General features: G+C 71.4%; 24 protein-coding genes. 14 read left to right on the top strand and 10 right to left on the bottom strand.

What is annotated here, in order from left to right:
- Positions 1-19 precede the first annotated feature (19 nt).
- From JOE68_RS22770 to JOE68_RS22760, 3 genes are all read right to left on the bottom strand, one after another.
- Complete coding sequence (locus JOE68_RS22770; RefSeq protein WP_204844314.1) at positions 20-541, bottom strand: hypothetical protein; 522 nt, start codon at positions 539-541, stop codon at positions 20-22.
- 97 nt (positions 542-638) lie between these two features.
- Positions 639-2,141, bottom strand: a complete 1,503-nt coding sequence (locus JOE68_RS22765) for a sensor histidine kinase (RefSeq protein WP_204844313.1) — start codon at positions 2,139-2,141, stop codon at positions 639-641.
- Entirely contained in the window at positions 2,138-2,833 is a 696-nt protein-coding gene (locus JOE68_RS22760; protein ID WP_204844312.1) for a response regulator transcription factor, read from the bottom strand. The genes JOE68_RS22765 and JOE68_RS22760 overlap by 4 nt, the downstream gene beginning before the upstream one ends.
- 155 nt (positions 2,834-2,988) lie before the next feature.
- Between JOE68_RS22760 and JOE68_RS22755 the strand changes: the two genes are divergently transcribed.
- Positions 2,989-3,720 (top strand): ABC transporter ATP-binding protein, encoded by a 732-nt coding sequence (locus JOE68_RS22755; protein WP_204846240.1) that lies wholly within the window; start codon positions 2,989-2,991, stop codon positions 3,718-3,720.
- Positions 3,720-6,227 (top strand): ABC transporter permease, encoded by a 2,508-nt coding sequence (locus JOE68_RS22750; RefSeq protein ID WP_204844311.1) that lies wholly within the window; start codon positions 3,720-3,722, stop codon positions 6,225-6,227. Before JOE68_RS22755 ends, JOE68_RS22750 begins: the two co-directional genes overlap by 1 nt.
- A gap of 63 nt (positions 6,228-6,290) precedes the next feature.
- Here the strand turns inward: JOE68_RS22750 and JOE68_RS22745 are convergent, their stop codons facing one another.
- The 7 genes from JOE68_RS22745 to JOE68_RS22715 all read right to left on the bottom strand — a co-directional run bounded on the left by JOE68_RS22745 (position 6,291) and on the right by JOE68_RS22715 (position 16,404).
- Positions 6,291-7,844 (bottom strand): S8 family serine peptidase, encoded by a 1,554-nt coding sequence (locus JOE68_RS22745; protein WP_204844310.1) that lies wholly within the window; start codon positions 7,842-7,844, stop codon positions 6,291-6,293.
- Between the two features lie 175 nt (positions 7,845-8,019).
- Positions 8,020-8,916, bottom strand: a complete 897-nt coding sequence (locus JOE68_RS22740; RefSeq protein WP_204844309.1) for a helix-turn-helix domain-containing protein — start codon at positions 8,914-8,916, stop codon at positions 8,020-8,022.
- 70 nt (positions 8,917-8,986) lie between these two features.
- Positions 8,987-9,874, bottom strand: coding sequence for a class I SAM-dependent methyltransferase (locus JOE68_RS22735; RefSeq protein ID WP_204844308.1), 888 nt, complete (start codon positions 9,872-9,874; stop codon positions 8,987-8,989).
- Between the two features lie 2,311 nt (positions 9,875-12,185).
- Positions 12,186-13,532: an ApeA N-terminal domain 1-containing protein gene (locus tag JOE68_RS22730; RefSeq protein WP_204844307.1), complete on the bottom strand. Its 1,347-nt coding sequence runs from the start codon at positions 13,530-13,532 to the stop codon at positions 12,186-12,188.
- Between the two features lie 571 nt (positions 13,533-14,103).
- Complete coding sequence (locus JOE68_RS22725; RefSeq protein ID WP_204844306.1) at positions 14,104-14,598, bottom strand: NUDIX domain-containing protein; 495 nt, start codon at positions 14,596-14,598, stop codon at positions 14,104-14,106.
- 34 nt (positions 14,599-14,632) lie between these two features.
- Positions 14,633-15,838: a helix-turn-helix domain-containing protein gene (locus JOE68_RS22720; protein WP_204844305.1), complete on the bottom strand. Its 1,206-nt coding sequence runs from the start codon at positions 15,836-15,838 to the stop codon at positions 14,633-14,635.
- Between the two features lie 209 nt (positions 15,839-16,047).
- Positions 16,048-16,404 carry an XRE family transcriptional regulator gene (locus tag JOE68_RS22715; protein ID WP_204844304.1) on the bottom strand — a complete coding sequence of 119 codons (357 nt, stop codon included), beginning with the start codon at positions 16,402-16,404 and terminating at the stop codon, positions 16,048-16,050.
- Between the two features lie 168 nt (positions 16,405-16,572).
- Here JOE68_RS22715 and JOE68_RS22710 point away from each other — a divergent pair, with 168 nt between their 5' ends.
- The 12 genes from JOE68_RS22710 (at position 16,573) to JOE68_RS22655 (ending at position 24,448) form a co-directional block, all read left to right on the top strand.
- Positions 16,573-16,800, top strand: coding sequence for a helix-turn-helix domain-containing protein (locus JOE68_RS22710; protein WP_239562320.1), 228 nt, complete (start codon positions 16,573-16,575; stop codon positions 16,798-16,800).
- Positions 16,800-17,126 (top strand): WhiB family transcriptional regulator, encoded by a 327-nt coding sequence (locus JOE68_RS22705; protein ID WP_204844303.1) that lies wholly within the window; start codon positions 16,800-16,802, stop codon positions 17,124-17,126. The genes JOE68_RS22710 and JOE68_RS22705 overlap by 1 nt, the downstream gene beginning before the upstream one ends.
- Entirely contained in the window at positions 17,126-17,701 is a 576-nt protein-coding gene (locus tag JOE68_RS22700) for a hypothetical protein (protein WP_204844302.1), read from the top strand. Before JOE68_RS22705 ends, JOE68_RS22700 begins: the two co-directional genes overlap by 1 nt.
- Entirely contained in the window at positions 17,701-18,141 is a 441-nt protein-coding gene (locus JOE68_RS22695; protein ID WP_204844301.1) for an RRQRL motif-containing zinc-binding protein, read from the top strand. The genes JOE68_RS22700 and JOE68_RS22695 overlap by 1 nt, the downstream gene beginning before the upstream one ends.
- Positions 18,141-18,515, top strand: coding sequence for a hypothetical protein (locus JOE68_RS22690; RefSeq protein WP_204844300.1), 375 nt, complete (start codon positions 18,141-18,143; stop codon positions 18,513-18,515). The genes JOE68_RS22695 and JOE68_RS22690 overlap by 1 nt, the downstream gene beginning before the upstream one ends.
- Complete coding sequence (locus JOE68_RS22685) at positions 18,512-18,703, top strand: hypothetical protein (RefSeq protein ID WP_204844299.1); 192 nt, start codon at positions 18,512-18,514, stop codon at positions 18,701-18,703. The genes JOE68_RS22690 and JOE68_RS22685 overlap by 4 nt, the downstream gene beginning before the upstream one ends.
- Before the next feature lie 70 nt (positions 18,704-18,773).
- Positions 18,774-19,055 carry a hypothetical protein gene (locus tag JOE68_RS22680; protein ID WP_204844298.1) on the top strand — a complete coding sequence of 94 codons (282 nt, stop codon included), beginning with the start codon at positions 18,774-18,776 and terminating at the stop codon, positions 19,053-19,055.
- Entirely contained in the window at positions 19,052-19,387 is a 336-nt protein-coding gene (locus JOE68_RS22675; RefSeq protein WP_204844297.1) for a hypothetical protein, read from the top strand. The genes JOE68_RS22680 and JOE68_RS22675 overlap by 4 nt, the downstream gene beginning before the upstream one ends.
- Entirely contained in the window at positions 19,384-20,256 is an 873-nt protein-coding gene (locus JOE68_RS22670; protein ID WP_204844296.1) for a hypothetical protein, read from the top strand. Before JOE68_RS22675 ends, JOE68_RS22670 begins: the two co-directional genes overlap by 4 nt.
- A 15-nt stretch (positions 20,257-20,271) precedes the next feature.
- Positions 20,272-20,424 (top strand): hypothetical protein, encoded by a 153-nt coding sequence (locus tag JOE68_RS22665; protein WP_204844295.1) that lies wholly within the window; start codon positions 20,272-20,274, stop codon positions 20,422-20,424.
- Positions 20,425-21,510: 1,086 nt separating this feature from the next.
- On the top strand, positions 21,511-22,287 hold the full coding sequence (locus JOE68_RS22660) for a hypothetical protein (protein WP_204844294.1): 777 nt from the start codon (positions 21,511-21,513) through the stop codon (positions 22,285-22,287).
- Between the two features lie 52 nt (positions 22,288-22,339).
- On the top strand, positions 22,340-24,448 hold the full coding sequence (locus JOE68_RS22655; protein WP_204844293.1) for a hypothetical protein: 2,109 nt from the start codon (positions 22,340-22,342) through the stop codon (positions 24,446-24,448).
- The last annotated feature ends 321 nt before the right edge of the window (positions 24,449-24,769 follow it).

The raw sequence follows: 24,769 nt of genomic DNA, 5'->3' as shown, positions 1-24,769 counted from the left end.
CTGCTCCCGGGGGAACGGCTCAGAACCGGCCGCGCCAGTTGTTCTTGTCGCCGGTCAGGCCGAGCAGCACCCGCACCGTCAGCTCGCCCGGCTGCTCGGGCGCCATGAACCCGGCCTGCCACGTCACGGTCTGGCCCGGCCGGATGTCCTGCGTCGGGACCTCGGTGCCGTTCACGGTGTCCACGACGCTCGGCAGCTCCTTGTCGCCCGCCGCCGCCTGCGCCAGCACCATGTTGCCCGGCACCGGGCTCGTGCCGTTGTTCACCACGGTGATCTTCACGCGCCCGGCGCGGCCACCGCCTTCCGCGCCCTTCGCCACCGTGCTCGGCGTGAACGCCTCCGGGGCGCCCACCGTCACCGTCGACGTCCCGACCGTCACCGTGGCGCCGAAGTCGTGCTGGACGACCTCCTGCTCCCACGACTTGACGGCGGCGCTGGACGTCGAGGAGGGCACGTCGGTCGCGGTGGGCTCACCGGCCGGGGCCGAGGTGCAGCCGGCGACGGATAACACGGCGAGCAGGAGGGCGGCGGTGGTGCGCACGAGGACCTCGTTCCCTGTGGGGCGACTCGGAAAGGGATGCACACGTTACACGCAGCGTTACGAGGATGAACCGTGCGCGACCATTCGGCCGCAGCCGTCACATCGGGTCTCCGCCGCCGTGCGGGTCGGCGGAGGGCAGCCGCGCGACCAGCCGCGCCCCCTGCGCGCCGTCCGCCACGCGCAGCGACCCGCCGTGCCGGACGGCGATGTCGCGGGCGAGCGTGAGCCCGAGGCCGGAGCCGCCGGTGTCGCGCGCGCGGGCGTCGTCCAGGCGGACGAAGCGGTCGAAGACCCGTTCGCGGTCCGCGGCCGGGATGCCGGGGCCGTCGTCGAGCACTTCGAGGACGACCTCGCCCGCCGAGCGGGCGACGCGCACGGTGACCGAGGACCGCGCGTGCCGCACGGCGTTGTCCAGCAGGTTGCGCAGCATCCGCTCCAGCTGCACCGGCTCGCCCGCCACCGCGGCCGGACCGTCCACATCGGACCGGATGGTCGGGCCGCCGCGGGCCGCCGCGCGTTCGGCGACCTGCTCCCGCGCCACGTCCGCCAGGTCCACGAGACCCGACGGCGCGGCGGCCCCGGCCGGGTCGACGGCGAGTTGCAGCAGGTCCGCCGTGATGCGCTGGAGGCGTTGCACGTCCAGCAGCGACCGGTGGGCGACGGCGGGCCAGTCGGCCCGGCCCGGGTGGGCGAGCGCGACCTCCAGGCCGGTCCGCAGGCTCGCGAGCGGGCTGCGCAGCTCGTGGCTCGCGTCGGCGACGAACCGCTCCTGCCGCCGGTGCGCGTGCTGCAGGCGGTCGAGGGTCTCGTTCGTGGTCAGCGCCAGCCGCGCGACCTCGTCACGGGACGGGGGCACCGGCACGCGCCGGTCGAGCCGGTGCCCGCCGACCTCGGCCAGCTCGCGGCGGATCGCCTCCACCGGCCGCAGCGCGCGACCGGCCGAGAACCACGCGGCCAACGCCGCGAGCAGCACCGCGAGCGGGACGAAGAACGTCAGCGTGTCGTCGAACATGCGCAGGGTGTTCAGCGTGTTCCAGGGCAGCACGTACAAGTACAGCGTGAGGCGTTGGCGCTCCCCCGCGCCCGCGCCGCTCAGACCGGAGTCCAATGTGGATCCTTCCCGGCCCAGCGGCTCCACCAGCTCGGCCGGCACGGCGTCGACCACGCGCCCCAGCACGGTGTAGGTGCGGTACTCGCGCCACCGCGGGTGCTCGCCGGGCCGCAGCGTGGCGCTCGTGGTGGTGGTCCAGTCCGCCGGCGCGTCGGCGGGGGCCGGCGGCAGCGGCGCCCACGCCGGGTCCCAGCGGCGCAGGTCGGCGCTGCTCACCACCACCCGGCCGGAGTCCGCGACCACCTCGAACAGCGCGTCGCCGGACGCGATCGCCGTCGTCAGGGCGCTCCGCCCGCCCGAGGCCGCGACGCGGTAGGCGTCGGCCATCCGGTCCAGGTCCGCGCGCGTCGCGTTCACGGCGTTGCCGGTCAGCTGCGCGGCCAGGAACTGGCGCGTGCCCAGCCACCCCAGGGCGAACACCACCGCGCAGAGCAGCGCGGCCGACAGCGCGGTGCTGCGCCGCACCGACACCGGCCACCACCGGCTCATCGGCCGTCACCGGCGGTGTCGGCGTCCGCGACCAGCCGGTAGCCGGCCCCGCGCACCGTGGCGATGGTGCGGCGGCCGAACGGCGCGTCCAGCTTGCGCCGCAACGCGCTGACGTAGACCTCCACGATGTTCGGGTCGCCCCGGAAGGCCAGGTCCCACACCTGCTCCAGGATCTCGTGCTTCGCGACCACCCTCCCGTCGTGCCGCAGGAGGCATTCGAGCACCGCGAACTCCTTGGTGGTCAGCGCCACCGCCCGCCCCGCGCGCCGGCACGTCCGCTTCGCCGGGTCCAGCACCAGGTCGCCGAACGAGAGCGCCGCGGGGGAACGGGCCGAACCGCGGCGCACGAGGGCGCGCAGCCGCGCGGTGAGCACCACGTAGGAGAAGGGCTTGCCGAGGAAGTCGTCGGCGCCCGTGTCGAGCGCCTCGGCCTCGTCGTACTCCCCGTTCTTGGCGGTGAGCATGAGGATCGGCGTGTCGACGCCGCGCTCCCGCAGCGCCGCGCAGACGCGGTAGCCGTTCAACCCGGGCAGCATGATGTCCAGCACGATCACCCGGTACGGGTGCAGCTGCGCCAGTTCGAGCCCTTCCAGGCCGTCGTGGGCGATGTCCACGGCGTAGCCGTCGGCCTCCAGTCCCCACTGGAGCGTCTCGGCCAGCCGCTTCTCGTCCTCCACCAGGAGCACCCGCATGCCCCGATCGTCCCAGATCCGCGCCGGGGTCCCTGAAGCGTTCTTCAGGTCGGTTCAGGAACCGCTCAGGCGGCGCCGGCCATGCTCGCCGCGGTGGCCACGCCCGGTGGCCGCCTCCGAGACCCGGTTCAGGGGAGCACATGCACGGGAACGCAATGGACGGCGACGTCGCGGTGGGCGCGACGGACGTCGTGAAGGTCCACGGCCGCGGGGACACCGCGGTGCGCGCGCTGGACCGGGTGACGCTCGGCTTCCCGGCCCGCCGCTTCACCGCCGTCATGGGCCCGTCCGGCTCGGGCAAGTCCACGCTGGTGCACTGCCTGGCGGGGCTGGACACCGTGGACTCCGGGCGGGTCCGGCTCGGGGGGACCGACCTCACCGGCCTGTCCGACGCGGCGCTGACCAGGCTGCGGCGCGACCGCGTCGGGTTCGTGTTCCAGTCGTCCACCCTGCTGCCGACCATCTCGGCGGAGGAGAACGTCCTGCTCGGGCTGCGCCTGGCGGGCCGCCGCCCGGACCGGGCCTGGTTCGACGAGGTGGTCGACGCGCTGGGCCTGCGCCCGCGCCTGCGGCACAGGCCGGCCGAGCTGTCCGGCGGGCAGCGGCAGCGGGTGGCGTGCGCCCGCGCGCTGGTGGGCCGGCCGGACGTCGTGTTCGCCGACGAGCCCACCGGCAGCCTCGACTCGCGCTCCGGGGCCGAGCTGCTCGACTTCCTGCGCACGTCGGTGCGCGACCTGGGGCAGACGGTGGTGATGGTGACCCACGACCCCGTCGCGGCGTCCTACGCCGACCAGGGGGTGCTGCTCGCCGACGGCCGGGTGGCCGCCCACCTCGCGCGACCCACCGCCGACAGCGTGCTCGCGGCGCTCGCGGGGCTGGGCTCCTGATGCTGCGCACCGTCGTCGCCGGGCTGCGGGCCCGGCCCCTGCGCCTGCTGCTCTCGGCGTTCGCCACCGCGCTCGGGGTGGCGTTCGTCGCCGGGGCGTTCGTCCTCTCCGACGCCGTGGGCGCCGGTCTGCGCGAGGCCGCCGCCGTGCAGTACCGGAACGTGGACGCGTCGATCACCTCGGCGCGCGGCGGGCCGGCGCTGGACGACGAGCTGCTGGCGCGGGTCCGCGCGGTGCCCGGCGTCGCCGCGGCGGAGGGTCGCGGCGCGGTCGGCGCGCCCCTGCGGGACACCTCGGGCCGGGTGGTGGACGCCGCGGCCGAGGCGCTGGCCGCCGACGAGCGGTTGCGGGCCTTCGACCTGGTGGCGGGCCGGGTGCCCGGTGACGCCGGCGAGATCGCGCTGGAGCGGCGCGCGGCGGCCGGCCGCGCGCTGGGCCAGCCCGTGACCGTCTTCGACCACGGCGGCGCCGAGCGGGCGTTCACGCTGGTCGGCACGTTCAGCCGGCCCGAGGACCCCGGTATCGGCTCGGCCCGGCTGGTGCTGCTGCCCGAGGCCGTGCGGCTGCTGTCGCCCCGGGCGCCCCACGGCGCGATCGCGGTGCGCGCCGAGCCCGGCGTCGGGCGGGCGCGGCTGGTCGCCGACCTCGACCGGGCGGTGGGCGGCCGGGGCGTCACCGTGGAGACCGGGGAGCAGGCCACCGCGCGCCTGGTGGCGGGCACCCCGGCGGACGGGGCCGGCCTGACCGGGTTCTTCACCGCCTTCGCGGTGCTCGCGGTGGTCGTGGCCGCGATGGTGATCGCCAACTCCTTCACCATCCTGGTCGCCCAGCGGGCCGGGGAGCTGGCGCTGCTGCGCTGCGTCGGGGCCGGGCGGCGGCAGGTGTTCGCCGGGGTGCTCGCCGAGGCCGCGGCGGTGGGCGCGGTCGCGTCCGCGGTCGGGCTGGCCGGCGGGATCGGCGTGGCCGCCGCGGCGCAGGCGATCGCCGGCGGGCCCGAGGCGGCCGTGCACCTCCCCCTCACCGCGCGGACGGTCGTCGTCGCGCCGGCGGTCGGGGTGCTGGTGACCGCGCTGGCGGCGGTGCTCCCGGCCTGGGCGGCGACCCGCGTCGCGCCGGTCGAGGCGCTGCGCGCGCCGTCGGCGGGCGGGTCGGCCCGCGCCGGCCGGTCCCGCGCGGTGGTCGCGTCCGCGGCGGCGGTCGCCGCCGTCGGCGTGGCGGTGCTCGCGCTGCGGGCGGAGCCGGGCGACGGCGCGGCGCTCGCCGTCGTGGCCGTGCTCCTGCTGCTCGGCGCCGCGGTGGCCGCCGGACCGCTGGTCGCCGGTCCGGCCGTGCGGGCGCTGGGCGCGCTGTGCTCCCCGCTGCTGGGCCCGCCCGCCCGGCTGGCCGCGCTCAACGCCGCGCGCGACCCCCGGCGCACCGCCGCCGGCGCCGCCGCGCTGACCATCGGGTTCGCCGTCGTGTCGCTGGTGACCTCGGTGGCGGCGGGCGTCGAGGCGGGCCGCGGCCGGGGCGTCGACCAGCAGGTGGTGGCCGAGTTCGCGGTGACCTCGGTGATCCCCACCCGGCCGCTGCCCGACGCGCTCGGCGACGCCCTCGCCGCGGTGCCCGGTGTCGCGGTGGTCGTGCCCCGGCGCGCGTTCCCGGCGGACCTCGGACCGCACGGGGCCTACGGGCTGGCCGCCGTGCGCGGCGACGCCCTGGGCAGCGTGCTGCGGCCGGCCGTGCTGTCCGGCCGGCTCGACCGGCTCGGCCCCGGCGAACTGGCCGTGCACCGCCAGCTCGCCGAGGAGACCGGGCTCGCGGTCGGCGACACCGTGCCGGCCGGGCCCGCCGCGAACCCGGTCCCGCTGCGGGTCGTGGCGGTCTACGACAGCGTCGACGCCACCGGCGCCGACCTCGCCCTCGGGCTGGTCGACCTGGCGCAGCTGCCGTCCCTCTCCCTCCAGGGCGACCGCGGCCACGACGACAGCCACCTGGTCCGGCTCGCCGAGGGCGCCGACCCCGAGGAGGTCCGGCCGGCGCTGGAGCGGGCGCTCGCCGGCGCGCCGCTGGCCCGCCTGCACGGCGTCGCCGACCTCCGGGCGGAGGCCGCCGCGCCGCTGCGCGGCACGCTGGACCTGTTGTGGGCGTTGGCCGCGATGGCCGTGCTGATCGCGTTCGCGGGCATCGCCAACACGTTGTCGCTGTCGGCGCTGGAGCGCACCCGCGAGTCGGCGCTGCTGCGCGCGCTGGGGTTGACCAGGGGCGGGTTGCGGGCCGCCCTCGTGGCGGAGTCGGTGTTCGTCGCGCTGCTGGGCGCGTCGTGCGGCCTCCTGCTCGGCGCGGGCTCGGCGTGGCTGGTCGCCCGGGTCGCGTCGTCCGCCGGCGAACCGGTGCTGTTCGCGCTGCCGTGGGACCGGCTCGGGGCCCTGCTGGGCGCCGCGGTCCTCGCCGCGCCACTGGCCGCCGCGGCGGCGGCCCGCCGCGCGGCGCGGGTCTCCCCGGTCGCCGGGATGGCGGAGCGCTGACCCCGCCGACACGAGCGGCCCCGGCTTCTCCAGCCGGGGCCGCTCGCGGCAGGGGCACTGCGGTCAGAGGGTCAGCGACCAGCTGTCGATCCGACCGACGTCGTTGGCCGCCACGTCCTGCACCCGCAGCCGCCAGGTGCCCGAGCGCGACTCCGAGGACAGGTTCAGCGTCGCCGTGCCGGTCACGTTGTCGGCGCTGTCGTTGGCGTTGCTGTTCTTGATCCGGTAGGCGCTGCCGTCCGGCGCGACCAGGTCGATGACGAGGTCACCCCGGAAGGTGTGCTGGATCGCCACCGCCACGGTGCTGGTCGCCGACGCGGTCCCGGTGCACGTGCTGGTGATCGTGCTCTGGACCGTGCTGTTGTCGGCGATCGCCACGTCGTTGCCGTTGGTCAGCGTGGCGCAGGTGGGGGTGCCACCGCCACCGTCGCCGTTCATGAACCCGGTGTAGAGCAGGCGGTTGGCCGAGTTGCCGATGCCGCTGAGCTTGTTCGGCGTGGCGTTGGTGACCAGCGCGTCGCGCACGGCGGCCGGGCTCGCCGACGGGTTCTTCGCCAGGTACACCGCCGCGGCGCCCGCCACGTGCGGGGAGGCCATCGACGTCCCGGTCATGGTCGCCGAGCCGGTGCTGCTGGAGTGCGACGCCGACACGATGCTCTCGCCCGGGGCGAACAGGTCCAGGCACGAGCCGTAGTTGCTCGACGAGGACCGGCTGTCGTTGCGGTTGGAGTTGCCGACGGTGATCGCCTCGGGCAGGGACTGCGGGCTGTAGTAGCACGCGTCGTCGGTCGAGTTGCCCGCCGCCTGGACGAACTGGACGCCGCTGGAGATCAGCGAGCGGACCGCGTTGTCCACCGACGCGTCGGAGCAGCGCTGCTGGCAGCCGATGCTGTAGTTGACCACCGCGGGCTTCACGGCGTTGTTCCTGACCCAGTTGATGCCCGCGATGATGTCGTCGTTGGCGCCGGAGCCCTGGCAGTCCAGCACGCGCACGGCGTGGACCGTGGCCTTCTTGGCGATGCCGTACGTGGTGCCCGCCGCCGTGCCGGCCACGTGCGTGCCGTGGCCGTGGCAGTCCTGCGGGGTGTAGTCGTTGTCGATGAAGTCCGCGCCGCCGGAGATCCGGCCGCTGAAGTCCACGTGGTTGGCGTTGATGCCGGTGTCGAGCACGTAGACGTGCGCGCCCTGGCCCGGGTTGGCCGGGTAGGTGAACGCGCGGTTCAGCGGCAGGTCGCGCTGGTCGACGCGGTCGTCGCCCCAGTTCGGCGGGTTGTTCTGGGTGTCGAGGGCGACCATCCGGTGCGCCTGCTCGACCGAGGCCACGGCCGGGTCGGCCGCGACGGCCCTGGCCTGGGCCGCGGTCATCTCGGCGGAGTAGCCGTTGATGATGTCCAGCTTGTGCCGGACGCGGCCGCCGTGCTTGCCGGTCATCGCCGTCGCGGCGGTCCGGGTGTCCTTGAGCTTGACGATGTAGCGGTCCTTGATCGCGCCGGGCGCGTCCGCGCCCAGGATCACCGGGTCCGCGGAGGCCGGGACCGCCGCCGTGACCGAGCCGACCGCCGTGACGGCCACCGCGGTCGCCGCCAGCGCCGCGGCGCGCAAGAGGGTGTGCTTCATTCCAGCCGGATTCCTCACTGTGCAGGGGATGCGCATGGACGGGACGGTCGGCTTGCCCGACCCCTCCAGCAGGATTGCTGCGCGCCGGAATAATGCCACCCGGCCGGGCGTTTGAAAAGGGTCGACTGCCCTTTCTCTGTTAATACTTAAAACGATTGCCGGCCGGCAGTCGAAATCACCACTCCCAGCGAACGCCGAACACGCCGGGTTGCAGGTCCAGCCCCAGCGCGTGCACGGTGTAGGAGTCGTCGCAGGTCAGCGGCCGGACCAGCCGCTTGCCGCCGATCTCGGAGAACTGCTCGCAGCGCGCCGGCACCGCGTCCGGGTCGAACCGCACCTCGATCAGCAGCTCCCGCGTGGGCAACCGCCCGCGCCGCTCGTGATTGGTCGCGGGAACGCAGCCGACCTGTTCGACCTCGTACTCCACGATGATCGTCTCGTGTCGGGCCAGCGGCCGGGGGAAATGCAGTTCGGCAGCGGCCAGGCCGGAATCCTCGTCCCGGTTGAGCGCGGCGACCGAGCAATTGCGGGTCGGCACGAGGACCGGCGGCGGCTGGTGGTCGTCCGACCAGAACAGCAGCACCATGCTCGTGACGCCGTCCTCCTCGGCCCGCAGGATGTTGCGGTTCCACTGGTGCAGCTCGGTGCGGTCCGGCCCGATCTCCACCCGCGACACGATGCTCAGCCTCGTCAGCCGGGCCTCGTCGCGCGGGCTGAGCCCGTCCAGCGCCCGGCGCCGCGACCGGGCGTCCGGCCACACCGCCGACATCGGCGCGGGCTCGGGCGCCCGGTGGGCCAGCCGGCCGCGCGGCCGGGGCGCGTCGAGCAGCCCGGCCAGCTCCCCGCCGCGCAGCCCGAGGAACCGCTCGACGTTGCGCAGGGCGGCCAGCGACAGCGCCCGCTCGGGCCGGCTGCGGCCGGACTGCCAGTAGCTCAGCGTGGCGGGGCTGACCGGCGTCCCCTCCCGCCGCAGGTGGTCGGCCAGGCGCTCCAGGGTCGCGCCGCGCCGGCGGATCGCACCGCGCAGCGCCTCGGCGAACGGGCTCGGGCGGACTCCGGCCGACTCGGGCACCTGCCGGACAGTAGTCCGCCCGGCCCACGGATTCCAGCGCCGCTCGGCGGATCCGCGCTCCGGCCGGGGGTCAGGTCGCGGGCGACTGGAAGTGCCAGACGACCATGGCTGGCACGTCGGCGTTGGCGGCCCGCGCCGCCTCGGGCACCAGGTCGGCGAGGCACCACGGCCACAGCTCCCAGGGCCCCACCGCGCCGGCGGGCGCCGGCGGGCGCTCCCGCGCGGGCAGCCGGGGCTCCTGGCACCCGCGCAGCTGCAGCCCCGCGGCCAGCGCGGCGCGCAGGTAGTCCCCGACCAGGTGGCGGTAGGACTCCACGCGCCCGGGACGCCCGTCGGGCCCGCGCAGTGGGGGCACCGACCCCCGCGCCACCGCTTCGGGGTGGACGTCGGAGATCACCAGGTGCCCGCCCGGCCGCAGCACCCGGGCGAACTCCGCCACCACCGGGCCCAGGTCGCGGACGTGCGTCAGCGCCAGGGCGCAGACGACCAGGTCCACTTGGCCGTCGCCCACCGGGAGCCGGTTCAGGTCGCCCACCAGGAACTCGCCCCCGGGCACCCGCGCCCGCGCGCGGTCGAGCATGTCCGGCGAGCTGTCCACCCCGACGACCCGGTGGCCCAGCCGGGCCAGGGACTCCGCGTACCGACCGGTGCCGCACGCGGCGTCGAGCGCGACGCCCACCGGCAGCGCCCCGACGATCCCGCCGACCAGCGGCGCGTCGATGTCGAACGCGGCGTTGCCGGGCCGGTCGTACGTCCCCGCCCACACCCGGTACCCGTCGACCGTGCTCACGCGGTCGACGTCCACCCCCGCGCCCGCCAGCGACTCGTCGTCGAGCAGCCTGCGGATCTCGGCGATCCGGGCCTCCACGAAGTCGCGGTCGTGCTCGCCGGTGAACGCGCGCAGCAAGGCGGTGCCCTCGATGCCGAGCAGGTAGGCCAAGGGATGTTCGTAGATCACGACCGCGAGGCTAACGACGCTCCTCACTCCTGGCCACCGACTTATCGCTCGGTGTGCGCGGCCTGGGCGCCGGTGGCGGTGATGTCGAGGGTGGGCAGTGCTTCCAGCCGGTGCTTCCGGTGTCCACTTCGGACGATTGGTAGGCGAGACCTAGGGCTTAAGCGCCGGGTGCGGTGATCCCGATCGCGCGGAGGCGGTCGTAGCGGGGGCGGCGAGGGACTGCGGTGCCGCATGGTGGTTGGCAGGGCGAAATGACCGGTCGCCACCATGCCCCGGCGTTGGCCGAACCCAACACAGGACCACTTCCACGCGTGTGGGAGGGGTAGTGGTGATCCGATCAATCAGCGGAGTGCGGGGTTCCGGTGCCGAGCCCACGGACGTCACCGAATGCGCCTGCTGCTCATGCCGTAAGCGCTGAACCAGGACCGAGTGGGCGCGTGCCGTGTTGTCGCCACACCCACGCGAGCACGAGTTGCCGGTCGAGGTAGTGACGGACCTTCCCGGAAGCGAGTTCCGCCGCGTCCAACACTCATCGGTCCCGCCGGTTCGTACCGCTGCCGCCGAGCCGGCGCGGAACATCCTCACCCCTCCGGCGACGTAGGGCGAGGAGGCCCGGCGACAGGACCTCTCGTCGTCCAGAGTGGACGAGAACCCGGTGCGCCCGCCGACAGCTCAAGCCCTGAGGGGAAGGCCAAGACCCGACCGGTCCCCCACCCGCCGCTACGCGACCACATCCGGAAGTCCGGCACGGCCCCGGACAGCTTCCTGTTCCACATCGACCGAGACCCAACGGCGTGGGCAGCCGTGGACGACGGATGGCAACCGGACACGACAAGATCAGCCCCTGGCCGGGTTACCACAGGTCAGGGGCTGTTCGGTGCGCTCAGATGATGTGCCCCCGGTGCGACTCGAACGCACACTGGACGGATTTTGAGCGGTCTGCTTTCCGTCGATCAACCATCCACTGACCTGGGCTGATACCTCAAGAAGCAGTGCCAGCACCATCATTTCGGCACACATTCGGCACGGATGACCACTTGGACACAGCTCACGGCACAGTTAGGCGGCGGCCCACAGGATCATCCTGTTCCGCGGGGGGGAACTTGGCCTTAGTCGAGGAGTACTCCCCACAAGGACGGAGAACTCCCACGTGTACGGGAAGACGCCGCCCAGACGTCCTCGGCAGTCTCGATCTGGAGACCACCCCCGCGCGTGCGGGGAAGACGACGACGAGGTGCGCGGTCGGGCCGCAGTGGAGGGACCACCCCCACACGTGCGGGAAGACGCTTCGGGGGCTCTCCGGCCCTCTCAGCGCCTTGGACCACCCCCGCGCGTGCGGGGAAGACGCCCGCGCCGGCGAGCGCGCCCGCTACGGCCTGGGACCACCCCCGCGCGTGCGGGGAAGACCACCGTGCGGGTCACGACCTCGGCCGCGCCGCCGGACCACCCCCGCGCGTGCGGGGAAGACACTTCGTACGCTGGGACTTTACCCGATGCGACGGCCGTTTTAATTCGGTTCACCACAGTTTCGTAACGGTCGCTGGCAACAGCCTTCCGGCTCCAACTTCGTCACAGTCGCCTACATGACACGCCACAAAACCACGAAAGTTACCTACAGCTGGGCGAGACTGCCTCCGAGCGAGCCGACCAGGCACACCCATGGCAACTGCCGCTCTGTCCGCTACCAGCAAGATCCACTCACGTAAAACCACGATACTCCATTTAACTCGCCTACCTGCATAAATACCGGTTTTGCACATCGCCACGCCGATGACGGAGCAGACGGCAGCGACCTTGCTGAGACCGACTCACTCTCTACTGATGACGGGGCAGCAATTCCCGCAACAGGCCCCATCCAGAGCGGTTGACCAGCGGCGGCGCCCCGTCCCATGGGCAGCTGCATCACCACAGCGGTCAGACCTGCGGACGTCTGCGGGCCGCGCTAGCATAATGGACAGATTTTCGTGGTTTCGTGGTTCCCGGAGAGGGCCAGCCCGATGACGAGAGCCGTGCGGCTACGGCCACAGCAGCGGCACCGCGGCCTACAGGACCACCTGGCACCTCGGCATTAGAGCGAGATGCCTGTCATCGTTCGCCATGATCGCCGAATACCGCTCCTTGCCTAGATTGACCGCCTATACTGATCCAGCATCGCCAACCGTCCGCAGCGGTCGTTTGCCGTCGTTTTGTGGCCAAAAGTTTGGCGTCGATGTTCTCACGTAGTCACGCCTGAGCAGTGAATAGCCGGATACCGTCGAGTGAAGGATTGCGACCTAGCGCCCACAGTACGATGCCGTTTCGAAGCGACACATTAAATACTCTTCGATGGAAACATATTTTTTGCCATGCCGCCAAGGCTGTCGATTCGCCAGTTTCGCAAGTACAAGGCCCCGACTTTAACGTCGCCCGCTACCTCGGACAGAACCTCAGCCACAAGAAGTCGGAAGCCTATCGATGCCAGGAACGAGAGTTCCCCTTCATCTACCTTAAATGATGGTTCATGCTTCAACTTATTGTATCGTGACCAGAACAGGTCGGCCCACGCTTCCGCGTTTCCAACCCAGCTTGAAAAGCCTTCGCCCAGATGCTTTGCTATTACTAGAGCAGGATATTCACCTTTACTCGCTTTAGCCCATTCATAGCCGGGCTTCTTCTTGATCGCTGAACACCAATACTCCATTGCCGTGGCAGCTTCCATCAGGCGCAGTTCAGGCGTAGCCGCACCTCGACGGTAGAAGTTGCTAATCGGCTTTACAAGCCGGGGGTGACTATCGCAGAGTTCGATCCACCGGGCAAGGATGGACGCATCACCTAGGCTTCCAAGCCAAAACATCGGCTTTTCACCTAGCGATTTTGGTACACGAACACCATTTGGCACGTGCATCAAAAAATAGTTCCAAAAAGGCGGTCTGGTAGGCGGCTTGCTCGCCATATCGAAATCAATGACCCCGCCTTCAGCCACAACAAAACCGTCGTAGGCAATACTAATAAGCTCTTGGATTCGAAATATCGGTTGGAGAAGGTCCCACAGCTCGACAGGCGACTCACTGCGGCAAATGATGGACACCGGAGCAAAGATGCTCCGCCTGGAGCGAGGACCGGCGATTGACCAATGGGAAGAAACCGCGACTTCACGTCCATCGGATATACCGACAACTTCTTCAGCCGCATTTTCAACTTTTAGCGTGAACCCCTTAAGCCGTCTGTCATCAAAGTATTCGGCATTCTCTTCGGATACCTGAACGCCAGCCCACTGCTCAATGCCGGGGAAAAAGATCTCAACTTCTTTAACCGAAATAGATTTCAGATCCGGTCCCAATGCCGATATGGCGGCACTGTAAGCGCGGTAACGACGTACTGAAGCCTTCGCGCCACCAAGCACCTCCGTCCCACCCGCATCGTCCACTTGAAAAAGAAGCACCGGAGTATCGACGGTTACCCCGTAAATGGCACGCGGTCGAGTGCGCTCAAGTTTACCTTCGACATCAGCGTCAAATGGATCTTCATCAAGCGTGTCAATTTCAACGTAGCCTCGATCTCCCAGTTTAACGTAGCCGCTAATCGAGTCCTCGTGGACGGGATCCGCGTTTTCATCCAAAACCCAGAAGTGGCCCATTGTTCCACTGAAAAGCTTCTCAAACTTAGCCATGCCAGCCATCAAATCCCCCTTCTACAGAGCAGGATATAGTCAATCCGTCAAGATGAGTAAGACTCGCTTTACTCTTTAGGGTGGATTGAGCTTACCTAGGGGTAAACGATTTCTCAAGGGGATTTCGCGTCATCCCGCAGACCTGGCTCGTCCTAACCACACGTGTCAAAGGAGCACCTCCCGCAGACTGGATTGCCAGGCTGGGTCTGCCCCCCCTTGACGCGTGTGGTTGCCCTCGGGAAGGTCGGCGAATGACGCGAAACCCGGCCCACGCTGATAGTCGAACCGGTGGTGCCGTCCCGGTCATCCTGCTGGGCTGCCGCGCGGCGAACGATTCTTTTGGGCTCTTGCGGTCGTCTTCGGGGGTCGCTGGCCGTTCCTCGCTGACGTCGGGATCGGCGCCCTTCCTCGTGTGGCACGCCCGCAGGCCGCTTGGCCCGCTAGGGCGTGCAGCACTTACAGGGGTGTCGGTCCTTCAGCGTCGGTTAGGCACCAACGGTCAGCGGCCCCCGGAGGGGGCCGCCTTGCAGAGGGAAAGGAACTTTGGACACTCTGCCTGCCTTGGGCGGCGCCAGCTTGATCAATCGGTAGAAAGTGGGGCACTACCCCTGACGCCCGGCAAGTGGCCATGCTCCAAGTACGCCGTGTCGCCACGGCTCGCAGCGGCATGGGACTGGTTGAGTCGGCGGGCGAGTCGCGGAACCAGGTATTCACCGAGGTCGGTAACTGGCACCCACTCCCACCGGTCCAGCTCTGAGTCGTCCAGCTTAATCCGGTGTTCGTCCTCGCCGAGCAGCCCACAGTCGAACACCCAGAGGACCTTGTCGCCCTCGCCTTCGTTCGGCGCCCAGTCCACGGCCAGCAGGCGCTGCGGTTCTCGGTCGAGCCCCAGTTCCTCTCGCAGCTCCCGGCGGCACGCCGCAGCCGGCGACTCCCCCACATCGACGTAACCACCAGGGATGTCCCAGCCGTTGCCGTAGGTCTTGTGGACGAGCAGGACCCGGTCCTGGTCATCAACGAACAACGCCCCGGCTGCCATCCGGGGCGTTGCGAAGCGGTCGGCGTCCGTACCCATGCGCTGAGCCTACGGGCGTCGCCGGGCGCGCGTGCTACTCAAGCCGCAAGCGCTGAGCCAGGCCGGAGAGAGCGTGGCTGGGCGTGCCGCGTTGCTGGCGCATCCACGTGAGCACGAGCTGCCGGCTGAGGTAGTGGTGGCGCACCTGTTCGGAAGCGAGTTCTTCCGCGTCCAGCACGATTGCCAACGCCTCATCTGTCCGGTTCCACGCGCTCAGGGCGCGCGCCGTCTCCAGAGAGTGCCGTACCCGGCGCTCGACAGGGAGGTTCGACGTGTCGACGGACGGCCCGAGGTCAACGGCGACCTGGACGTCACCAAGTTCCATCGCGGTGGCAACCCGGTGGATCTCGACATTGGTTGGGCCGAACGCGGTCCACACGTGGTTGGCATCGGCGCCCAAGCGGTCGGCGGCTTCTTGAGCCTCGCGCAGGAAGTCCTGGGTGCGACCGCGGTCGTCGGTTCGCGCCGCTGCCATCGAGCCGGCGAGGAAGAGGCTGCCGTAGATCGACAGCATCGCGCTGTCCGCGTGCGGCAGCTCGGGCTGGAGAACACCGGCGGCCGTCTCGGTGAGCTGGGCGGCGGGCCCGTAGCGGCCGGTCGAGAGCAGGGCGTGCACGACGGAGCGGAACAGCGAGCCGAGGATGACCGGGTTCCCGGTCTGCTGAGCAGCGGTGAGCCCCCGCTCGGCCGCGATCCACGCGAGGTCGGTCTCGCCGAGCTTGGTCAGCAGTGACGTGGCTGCCTGGTAGCTGAGGGCCAGCAGGCCCTGCGCCTCGGTCCCGTGCGCCTGGACGGCTTGGACGGCATCGGCGAGCAGCAACGGGGCGCGGCCGGCGACGAATCCGTACTTGGACTCCTGGTACGCCTCGAAGACCACACCGACCTCGCGCCGGAGTTCGGCGAGGTCGATCGGTTCGGCGTCGGTGCTGGGCGCGGCCAACAGCGGGGTGAGCTGCCGGTAGTCCATCAGGGCCGCTCGCAGCGCCGGCACGGTCTTCGTGCCGCTCTCCGAGTTCCAGTCGAGCAACGTCGGTTCGCCGATCAGGTCACCGACGGACACGTCCAGGGCGTCCGCGAGGTTGCGGATCACCGACAGCCGGTCGAGGTCGATCCTGTTGTTCTCGACCTTGCTCAGCCAGTCGGTGGTGCGGCCGACTCGTCCGGCCAGCACTTCCTGCGGCACGCCCCTGCGCCGGCGGTACCAGCCGACCCGCTCGCCGATGGTCAGTGAGTTCGTCATTCCGCGCATGGCCTCAGCCTCTCCGCAGACCGCCGACCCACCCCGGAAGGTTTTTCCGGGGTCCGTCGCCCACTTCGCCCGACGCTACAGACATCGCAGTCATCGCGGTGTTCTCAGGGGGTCGATGGTGGCGCAGGCAGACGAGGTCAAGGCGGTAGCCGCGGACATCCGCAGCTTGGCAACGCAGCTCAACGAGCGCTTGGACCGCCTCATGGTCGTCCGTCGTCGGCAGCTAGCTGCCGCTCGATCGCGTCGACACGGTCGGTGAGCGTCGTGAGTGCGTCCTTCAGCACGGCCAGCTCGGTGAGTACGGGGTCGCCGGCGTCCGGGTCGCCCGGGTCCTTCCCCTCCAGCACCAGCCACAGGTGGTCGCTGGGCCAGCCGAGCGCCTCGGACAGCGCCGCGAGGGTGCGCTTGTTGCGATCCCGGGGCTGGAGGTTCAGCTGGATCTCGCGAACCGTCTGCAAGGCCAGCCCGGAGCGCTCTTTCAGCTCGGTCTGCTTCATGTCGAGTTCGGCCATTCGAGTGGTGATGGCGGCCGAGACCGCGTCCCAGTCCTTCGGCACAGAGCCTCCCTGAGCTGCTGATTTCAGTACCAACGCTAGCGCTCCGCTAGCGGCCCCCACAGCTCGGACGGCCTCACACCACTTGACACTGCTAGTTTTAGTACTAGTTTCAGCACTAGCACTAGTTGCCCGTCTCTCAGGGCTCTCCTCTCTGGCTAGGAGCAGTGGATGACTCACCAGGTGAAACGGATGCACCGGGTCAAGGCCGTGGCCGAGATGCTCGACGTGTCGGTCGCGACGATCTACCGGGCGATCGAGTCCGGCGCCCTGCGGGCGTTGAAGGTCGGCACCGGGAAGGGCGCGTTGCGCATCCCGGAGGACGCGATCGCGGACTACGTGCAGGCGTGCCAGGAGGCCGCCTCGACGTCGGCTCCGCAGATGCCCGTGGTGGCGTGATGAACGAGAGCACGCTCAGGAAGTTGAGCGGTTGGGCGGACCGGCCATGCCTGGGTACGGACCTGGAGCTGTGGTACGGCCCGGCCAACGACCTGTCCCCGAACCTGCGGGAGACCCGCGACCAGGCCGCGTTCAGGATGCGGGCGGCTCAGGCGGTCTGCGCCGGCTGCCCGGTCCAGGCCGAGTGCCTGGAGTCGGAGCTGGTCCGGCCGCTCTACGAGCAGCACGGTGTGCGGGGCGGCAAGACCGCCCAGCAGCGCCAGGCGCTGATCCGCGAGCGCCGCCGGCAGGCCGCCGCGCCACTGCCCGTTCGCGAGGTGGCGTGATGAGCTGCGACGCGCGGATCTTCCGAGTGGACGACAAGCGGGACCGGGAGTTGGCCAGCGACGGCCAGTCGCGGTTCGGCGCGTACCTGGTTCAGGTTGCCAGCCGGTTCACCGGGCTGGAGGACCTGCCCGCGGAGTTCGCCGTGGCCGCCTTGCACACGGCGTTGCCGCCGACGATGTCGCCCGGTTACGTCAGCCACGACCTGCGGGTGACCGACGTGACGGAGCGCTGGGACGACGAAGGCCGGCTCGCCATCGCCGTCACGGTGGCCTCGCGGCTGCCGACCCACCTGGAACGGGTGTGCGGTCGGTGGCGCGGATGGCTGCGCGAGCGGGAGCTGTTCGGCAGCGAGGTCCGGTGGTCGGAGCCGTTCGACAACGACCGGCTGGTCGCGCTGCCGATGGTGCAGCTGTGGGTGCCCGTGCCGGTGGAGTCGCTGCCCGCGCCTCGTTACCGCGCCGGTGCGCCGGACGTGACGACGGCGAAGAACGCCGTCAAGACGATCGTCGCGCTGCTCAACCAGCACCTCGCGCCGGTGCTGGACGCGCTGGGCGACTCGGCGCAGGTGGCGTGATGGGGCGCCGGTCGCGGGTCGAGTTCCGCACGGTGGTGCTGCCGTGGAACGGCGTGGCCGTGATCTGCCGGGGTGAGCGGGACGGGCTGCCGGTCTTCGGGTGGCGCGGTCGCCCGGGTGCGGTTCCGGTGGGGCTCTACACCCGCAAGCAGTTGCGCGCCAAGGGTTTGCGGCCCGGTACGACGGACCCGGACGCGCTGCTGGTGTTCCGTCACCGCATTCCGGCGCGCACCGAAGAGGTGTGCGAGCTGTGGCGTGAAGAGGTTGCGGTCCCGCTCCGGGCGATGACGCCGGGTATGTGGCGCGCGCACCACGCGGCCATGCAGGCCCGCCGCTTCTGCCGTGACCACCGCGGCTACGTGGACCACGTCGTGCGCGGGCCCCTCAAGCAGTGCTCGGCCTGCTTCACCACCGACGACTACGAAAGGAGGGCTGCCTGATGCTGAGCACGACGACCGCGGTTCTCGTCGCCTGCGACCTCTGCGGCGGGCAGGGCCAGGACTACGAGACCGACGCCGTGCCGGTGTTCACCGACGAGTCCGCCGCTCTGGCGTGGCTGATGAGCATGGGGTGGCAGGTCACGCCCGGGAGCAAGCTGACGTGCCGGTTGTGCGCCGGTGCGATGGTGTGCGCCCGGGACGGGCACGAGTTGGGCAGCTGGGTGGGCTGCATGTGCGACCCGCGTCTTTCCGGCCACTCGGTCGACCACTGCGGACGGTGCGTGCGGCAGTTCGCCTGGTGCGACCGGTGCGAGCACCACCAGTACCGCGTGCGGGCCGACGTCACGTCGGTCAGCGGGGCGGTGGCGTCGTGAGCAGCCACCAGCGCGATCTGATCGACGTGCGCAGCGGCGACGAATTCGACCAGCCCGTGCCGTTCGGCTTGGTCTACCCGGTGCGCACGGCGGACGGCTCCACCCCCACCAGCCAGCGGGGACGCACCTGGGAGCACCTGCGCGCCGGCGGGCGTGACCTGCGGCCGGTGGACGGGGTGGACCGCTGATGAGCACCGCGACCCGCAAGCACTGCCCGGGCTGCGAGGGCATCGGTGAAGAGGGCAAGGAGGACCGGGCGTGAAGATCCGCGTCGAAGCCACCGCGTCCGAGGCCGAGGCCGCTGTCCAGGCCCTGCGGCAGGTGTTCGAGGTGCAGGAGGTCAGCCGGTTCTACCCGAACCGCGGCAGCTCCACCTTGGGCCGCGTCTACGTCACCGCGGCGCTCCCGTCCCCGGCGACGAGCGCGGAAGCCACCCGGCGGAGCAAGCCGGACCGGCCGGTCCGGCACCGCAAGCCGCCGGCGGAGTTCGAGGACCAGTTCATCGACCTGGACGACTTGGGCGAGGGAGACCAGTCATGACGTTGGGACGGATGTTGACGCTGCCGTTGTGGATCGCGATGGGCCTTGTGCAGCTGGTCCTCGCCCCGGTGGTCCTGGTGGCGGTGGTGTGGTGGCTGGCGCCGGTCGGCTGGACCGTGGTCACGGTGCTGGCGGCGCTGTTCTACCTGGCGTGCGTGCGGTGGGCCGCTCGGGCTTCGCACGGCGGTGTGGTGCGCATGGTCGCGACCCGGGCGGTGACCCGCTCCGAGATGCGCGCCGCCGCTCGTGAGGCTCGCCGGGCCCGCAGCGAGGACGACGAGTTCGACGGCGTCACCGTGGCGGGCACGACCACCGGCGGGATGCTGCCGTGAGCGAGCAGCGCAGGGACTGGCGCAAAGCCGCGTTGTTCGCCGTGATGGTCGGCGCGCTGGCGCTGACCGTCAACGGCGAGGTCCGCGCGGTCGCCCCGATGCTCGGGGTGGGGTTCGGTGTGGTGCTGGCGCTGGTGTTCGCGGTGTCCACCCTGCTGGCCCTGCACTACGTCATCGACGGCACCGGCCCCGTGCGGCGGTGGGCATGGGCGGTGTTGCTGTTCGCCGGCGGCATGGAGCTGGGGCTGAACACCTGGCACGCGGTCACCAGCATCGCCGTGGACGGGCACGGCAAGCCGCTGCTGGTCGACGGTGGCACCGTGCCCGCGCTGCCGTTGGGCGCGGCGGTCGCCGTCGGTGCCGGACCGGTACTGCTGGCCGGCCTGCTGTCCCACCTGGTGTCGCTGGCGATGAACGCCACCTCCGCCGCGCCGGTGCCGGCACCGGTCCCGCTGTCGCAGCCGGCACCGGTGCAGTACTCGGCGGAGCGGGCTCACGGACCCGTCGACTTCGGTACCGGCCTGTCCGGTACCGAACACCGGACCGCTCTCGCTGTCGGTACTGCGGCTTCGGATGACGACCAGGCGCACCCCGCGCCGGACGGGATCGACCTCCCCCAGGACGAGCCGACCGGTACCGCCGAGCACAGCAGCGCCGAGGGCACCGACTCGGAGCAGAACCAGGACCCGCGCGAAGTCTGGGGCGTGGAGCTGTGGGACCGCGCCGTGCGCACCGCTCGCGACTACCACGAACGGCACGACAGCCACGTCCGCGTGAACGACATCCAGGACTTGGGCATCGGCCGCAACCGCGCCGTGGCGCTGCGCCGTGACGTGCTGGCCCACCTGCTCTCCCACCCCGCTGCCTGAGCGAAGGAGCACGACATGGAGTGCCCCAGCTGCAACGGAGACGGCATCGACCCCTGGTTCGCCGGCACCGCGTGCGACGAGTGCGAGGGCCACGGCGAGGTCGACGCCGCCGCCTACCCCGAGCTGTTCGAGGACGACGAGTTCGACTCGGACGAGTTCTACGACTGACAGGAAGGGGTGATCGGCATGACGCGGACCATCCAGCCCCACACCGGCGACGCGGTACCGAGCGACAGCCCGTCGGGTACCGGTACCGAGGGTGCCCCCCGACCGGTCCCCCAAGGGCAGCCCGGTACCGGCGGCGGGCAGCCGATCGGCGCCGCTCCGACCACCTCGCGCGCCACGAGCGGTACCTCGCCCAGGCCCGCCCCGTTGGTGGTGCCGGCGGTTCCCACGGCCGTGACGGCCGCGGAGCTGATGACCATCGCGGGCAGTACCGCCGCCTACGCCGGTGGGGTGCCGGGGCTGCTTGCCGCCGGCGCGCTCGCCGGGACGACTGCCGCCGTGGCCGGTGTCCGGCGGGCACGCTCCCGCCGATCCGCCCGGTCCCGGGTGGCTGGTACCGCCGGCCGTGCCGCGGCTCGCGCCGGCGGTCGCACGTCCGCTCGCGGAACCGGGTTGATGGGCAGGGCTCGCGCTGTGCTGGCCGGCCGCCGTGATCGCGCGGCCGGTCGCGGTGCCGGTGCGGCGGGCCGCGCCGGGAAGCGGACTCCGCCGGGAGGACGTGCGGCAGCTGCCCACGCTCAACGCGCCGGTCGCGGCGCGCAGCCGGCTACGCGGGTGGTGCCACCCGGCGCACGGCCCAGCACCGGCACCACGGTCTCGAAGCGGCAGGGCCCGCTGGCCCGGCTGCTGGCCAAGCGGCGGGCAGGCAGCGGCTCGGCAGGTCGCCCCACGACCGGCCGCGCTGCGGGTGGCCGCGCTGCGGGTGGCCGTGGCGCAAGCGGTCGGGCCACCGGCGGACGCGGCCTGCTCGGTGGACGTGGCTTGTTCGGTGGCCGCCGCGCGGGTCGCGGTGTCGGCAGCGGAACTTCCGCCAGCCGGGGCAATGCGGGCGGTACGCGGCACCGCGGCAGCGGCACCGGCTCTCCTGGTGCCGGACGTCGGTCGGTGGGGCGTCACGTGCGCAGCGCCTTGCGCGGTTGGTCGGCTGCCCGGCAGGTGTTCCGGGACGCTGCCGACCAGCACGCGGAGTTGCGGGACACCGCCCGCCGGGCGTACCGGGAGGCGGAATGGGCGCGTAGCCGTCACCGGATGGTGCGCCAGGCCGTCTTCGACGCGCCCACGCCCAAGGCGGCGCGGTCGGCCACCTACCGCATCGTCTACGACGCGGCGAAGGCCACTGCCCCACGGCCGGTGTTCGCGCCGGTTCGGGCGATTCACGCAGGTGGTTGGGCAGCCGGCGCTTGGGTCGTCGCCGGCGGCTACGCGGCGTGGGCGCGGCACTGGGAAACCCAGCAGCGCCTTGCCCTGGGTGCTGCCGCCGCGCACCGCGGCTACGTCGTGGCCGACCGGATCCGCACCACCGTCCCGACGGTGGTGACGGTCGAGGTCGCCGTGCCCGCCCCTCGACCCTCCGTTGTCCGGCCGCCCCGGTGGCGGCCGACCACCGGCGCCGTGTCCGCCCCGGTCGACGGCGCCACGACCCCACCGGGGTCTTCCATCCTCACCACTACCGGAGGTCTCACCGTGTCCCGTTTCCACATCTCCGATCTGGCCGTCGAGCAGGCCGCCCGAGCGGCGCGCTACGCGCCCGAGTCGATGGCCTACTTCGGCGGGGACCTGCAGCAGTGGCCCGAGTCGATCGGGCACCTGGCGCTGGCGCTGTCCACGTTCGTCAAGAAGGGCAGCGCCGAGTACCCGGTGCACCCGGTGGTGATGGAGAAGCTCGCCGAGGTCTACCGCGCGCTGGGCACCGCGGCGGCAGCGGCGAACGAGGTGCCCGCCCTGTTCTCCCGCGCGCACTCCATCGACCTGTCCCGGCACCAGGCCCCGCGCCCGGGTGAGCACCTGTGGAACGTCTCCCGCTAGTTCCGACCGCCAGAACCGTTACGGCACAAGCAGAACCGGAAGGGAACCGACCATGAACGCCAAGACCGCGCAGGGCGGCAGTTTGGACTGGAAGGGCAAGCACAACGTCCTCACCGGCACGGTCAACACCGTCGGCGGAGTCCTGGCCACCAGCATGGTCGGTTCCCTGCTGGAGATGCCGCCGACGTGGGCGCTGGGTGGCGCCGCGGTCGGCGCGGTCGCCCACTCGGTGGCCGCCGCCGGTCGCGGCTCCACCCGCCCCGGCGTGCTGGCCCGCGCCGCCGGGTGGGTCGCCGGTGGGGGCTGGATGGTGTGGGCGCTGGAGACCTCGCCCTGGTCGGCGGTGTCGATCTCGTCGCTGGCCGTCCTCGGGGTCACCGGCGGGGTCACCGCCTCGCTCGTCCGCGCCGGGGCCGTCAAGCGGGAGGAGGTCAAGCAGGAGGTGGGGTTCGCCCGTCACCGCGCCCGCACCGCCGGCGAGTGGGAAGCCCGCATCCAGCGGGTGTGCGGCATCAAGGACGTGCAGGTCATGGGCGTGCAGAAGTGGGAGCAGGGCACCGGCTACACGCTCGACCTGAACCTGCCCCAGGGCGGGCACTCGTGGAAGGACCTCGCCAGGCACCAGGCGCAGCTGGCCGCCGACGCGGACCTCCCCAACGGCTGCACCGTCGAAGCCCTGCCCGGCGTGTCCCGCCGCGCCGCCCTGCTGCGGGTGGCCACCCGCGACGCGTGGGAAGAGGTGATCCCCTACCCCGAGGACTGGTCCCCGCTGAGCATCCTCAACCCCATCGCGATCGGCGAGCACCGCGACGCCTCGGTCGCCGCGCTGGAGCTGCGCAGCGACACGGTGATCCTCACCGGCCAGAAGGGCGGCGGCAAGACCAACGAGTTGCAGGTGCTCAACGCCGGGCTTGTGCGGTGCGTGGACAACCTGCTGTGGCACATCGACCTCAACGGTGGCGGCATGGCGCTGCCGTGGATCCGGCCATGGCTGACCGACACCACCGGCCAGGTGCCCGCCCCGGCCGTGGACTGGGTGGCCTCTACCGCCGGCGAAGCCAAGAAGATGACCGAAGCCGCGCTGCGCATCGCCAAGGGCCGCAAGGTCGAGTACCAGCAGCTGTGCGAGCAGCACGGCACCGACAAGCTGCCCGTGTCCCCCGAGATCCCGCAGATCACCATCGTGGTGGACGAGTGCGCCGAGATCACCGGCGACGGCACCAAGTACCCCAAGCTGCGCGACGACCTGGAGGAGATCCAGCGCATCGCCCGTGCCATGGCGGTCAACCTGGTGTTCTGCGGCCTGTCGGCAACCACGGACGTGATCGGGTCCACCGCCGTGCGCAAGCAGGCCCGCGCCCGCATCTCCATGCGGGTGTCCGACGCCGAGGAGCTGAACTATCTGTTCGGCTGGAACTGCAAGGCCGACCCCCAGGACATGCCCTACGAGGGCTGCGGCCTGTACCTGCAGGACACCAGCGGGCAGCCCAAGGGCTTCAAGGGCTACCGGCTCGTCGGCACCGCCCTGGCCGCCGGCGCCCGCGCCGTCGCCGGACAACGCCCCGCCCTGGACCCCATCAGCACCCGCCTTGCCGGCGACGACTACGCCACCCGCTGGGACCGGGCCGCGCACCTGATCGCCGAACAGCCCACCGCCGACCGCACCGCCGCAGAGGAGGTCACCTCGACCACCGACACCACCGACCACGAGCTGCCGCCCGCCGGCCCCTTCGACCTGGCGGCGTTGGAGGCCGGGGCCGCAGTGTTCGCCGGCCACACCGCAGACCGGGCCACCGCGACCGACTTCAACCCGCTCGACCCGGCCACGTGGCCGCCGATCGACGTTCCCGGCGTGGGCACGGCCGTCGCGATCGAACCACCGGCGCTCTTGGCGCGGCTGCTGGAGGTCTTCCAGCGAAGCGGCCAGGAACGCCTGCACACCGCCACGCTCGCGGCCGAGATCGGCACCACTCCGACCACCTTGGGCAAGTTGCTGCCGCAGATCGGTGTGCAAGCCCTGCCCAACGCCTTCTATATCGGCTCCGACCGCAACCGCGGCTACGCCCGCGCGGACATCGAGACCGTCACCGAACGTGTCCGCAGCGGCGAAGTCACCGTGCCAGCCGACATCGCCGCGTGGGCGCCCGCCACTCCCGGCTGACCGGCACACCGAGGGTGTGCACGAGGTGTGCCGACCGGCACACCTGCACATCCCGTGCACACCCGCCTGCACAGCCTCTTCGCACATCCACTGACCAGCACTGATGCTGTGGGACACACCCCAGGTGTGCAGGCGTGCAGGTGTGCAGCCGAACCCCCTCCCATCAGCCCGGTCCCCCCTCGGCGGGAATGACGGCCAACCACCGGCACACCTGCACACCCCTGCCCCGACCGCCACCAGGCCATCACCACGTGGCCGGACTGCGCACACCCACATGTCACTACGCAAAGTAACCAAGCGGTTCCGGGGCTGCGAGTGCAG

The sequence above is a fragment of the Saccharothrix algeriensis genome, assembly GCF_016907655.1.
In the GTDB taxonomy this organism is placed as follows: domain Bacteria; phylum Actinomycetota; class Actinomycetes; order Mycobacteriales; family Pseudonocardiaceae; genus Actinosynnema; species Actinosynnema algeriense.
This window is presented reverse-complemented; position numbering and strand designations above follow the sequence as displayed.

What these genes read in the sequence shown, in the direction of transcription:
- JOE68_RS22705 (WP_204844303.1), top strand. Translation starts at nt 16,800, where the DNA reads ATGAACGAGAGCACGCTCAGGAAGTTGAGCGGTTGGGCGGACCGGCCA.
- JOE68_RS22725 (WP_204844306.1), bottom strand. Translation starts at nt 14,598, where the DNA reads ATGGGTACGGACGCCGACCGCTTCGCAACGCCCCGGATGGCAGCCGGG.
- JOE68_RS22760 (WP_204844312.1), bottom strand. Translation starts at nt 2,833, where the DNA reads ATGCGGGTGCTCCTGGTGGAGGACGAGAAGCGGCTGGCCGAGACGCTC.
- JOE68_RS22720 (WP_204844305.1), bottom strand. Translation starts at nt 15,838, where the DNA reads ATGACGAACTCACTGACCATCGGCGAGCGGGTCGGCTGGTACCGCCGG.
- JOE68_RS22690 (WP_204844300.1), top strand. Translation starts at nt 18,141, where the DNA reads ATGCTGAGCACGACGACCGCGGTTCTCGTCGCCTGCGACCTCTGCGGC.
- JOE68_RS22750 (WP_204844311.1), top strand. Translation starts at nt 3,720, where the DNA reads ATGCTGCGCACCGTCGTCGCCGGGCTGCGGGCCCGGCCCCTGCGCCTG.
- JOE68_RS22755 (WP_204846240.1), top strand. Translation starts at nt 2,989, where the DNA reads ATGGACGGCGACGTCGCGGTGGGCGCGACGGACGTCGTGAAGGTCCAC.
- JOE68_RS22745 (WP_204844310.1), bottom strand. Translation starts at nt 7,844, where the DNA reads ATGAAGCACACCCTCTTGCGCGCCGCGGCGCTGGCGGCGACCGCGGTG.
- JOE68_RS22695 (WP_204844301.1), top strand. Translation starts at nt 17,701, where the DNA reads ATGGGGCGCCGGTCGCGGGTCGAGTTCCGCACGGTGGTGCTGCCGTGG.
- JOE68_RS22730 (WP_204844307.1), bottom strand. Translation starts at nt 13,532, where the DNA reads ATGGCTGGCATGGCTAAGTTTGAGAAGCTTTTCAGTGGAACAATGGGC.
- JOE68_RS22675 (WP_204844297.1), top strand. Translation starts at nt 19,052, where the DNA reads ATGACGTTGGGACGGATGTTGACGCTGCCGTTGTGGATCGCGATGGGC.
- JOE68_RS22665 (WP_204844295.1), top strand. Translation starts at nt 20,272, where the DNA reads ATGGAGTGCCCCAGCTGCAACGGAGACGGCATCGACCCCTGGTTCGCC.
- JOE68_RS22710 (WP_239562320.1), top strand. Translation starts at nt 16,573, where the DNA reads ATGACTCACCAGGTGAAACGGATGCACCGGGTCAAGGCCGTGGCCGAG.
- JOE68_RS22700 (WP_204844302.1), top strand. Translation starts at nt 17,126, where the DNA reads ATGAGCTGCGACGCGCGGATCTTCCGAGTGGACGACAAGCGGGACCGG.
- JOE68_RS22655 (WP_204844293.1), top strand. Translation starts at nt 22,340, where the DNA reads ATGAACGCCAAGACCGCGCAGGGCGGCAGTTTGGACTGGAAGGGCAAG.
- JOE68_RS22765 (WP_204844313.1), bottom strand. Translation starts at nt 2,141, where the DNA reads ATGAGCCGGTGGTGGCCGGTGTCGGTGCGGCGCAGCACCGCGCTGTCG.
- JOE68_RS22660 (WP_204844294.1), top strand. Translation starts at nt 21,511, where the DNA reads ATGGTGCGCCAGGCCGTCTTCGACGCGCCCACGCCCAAGGCGGCGCGG.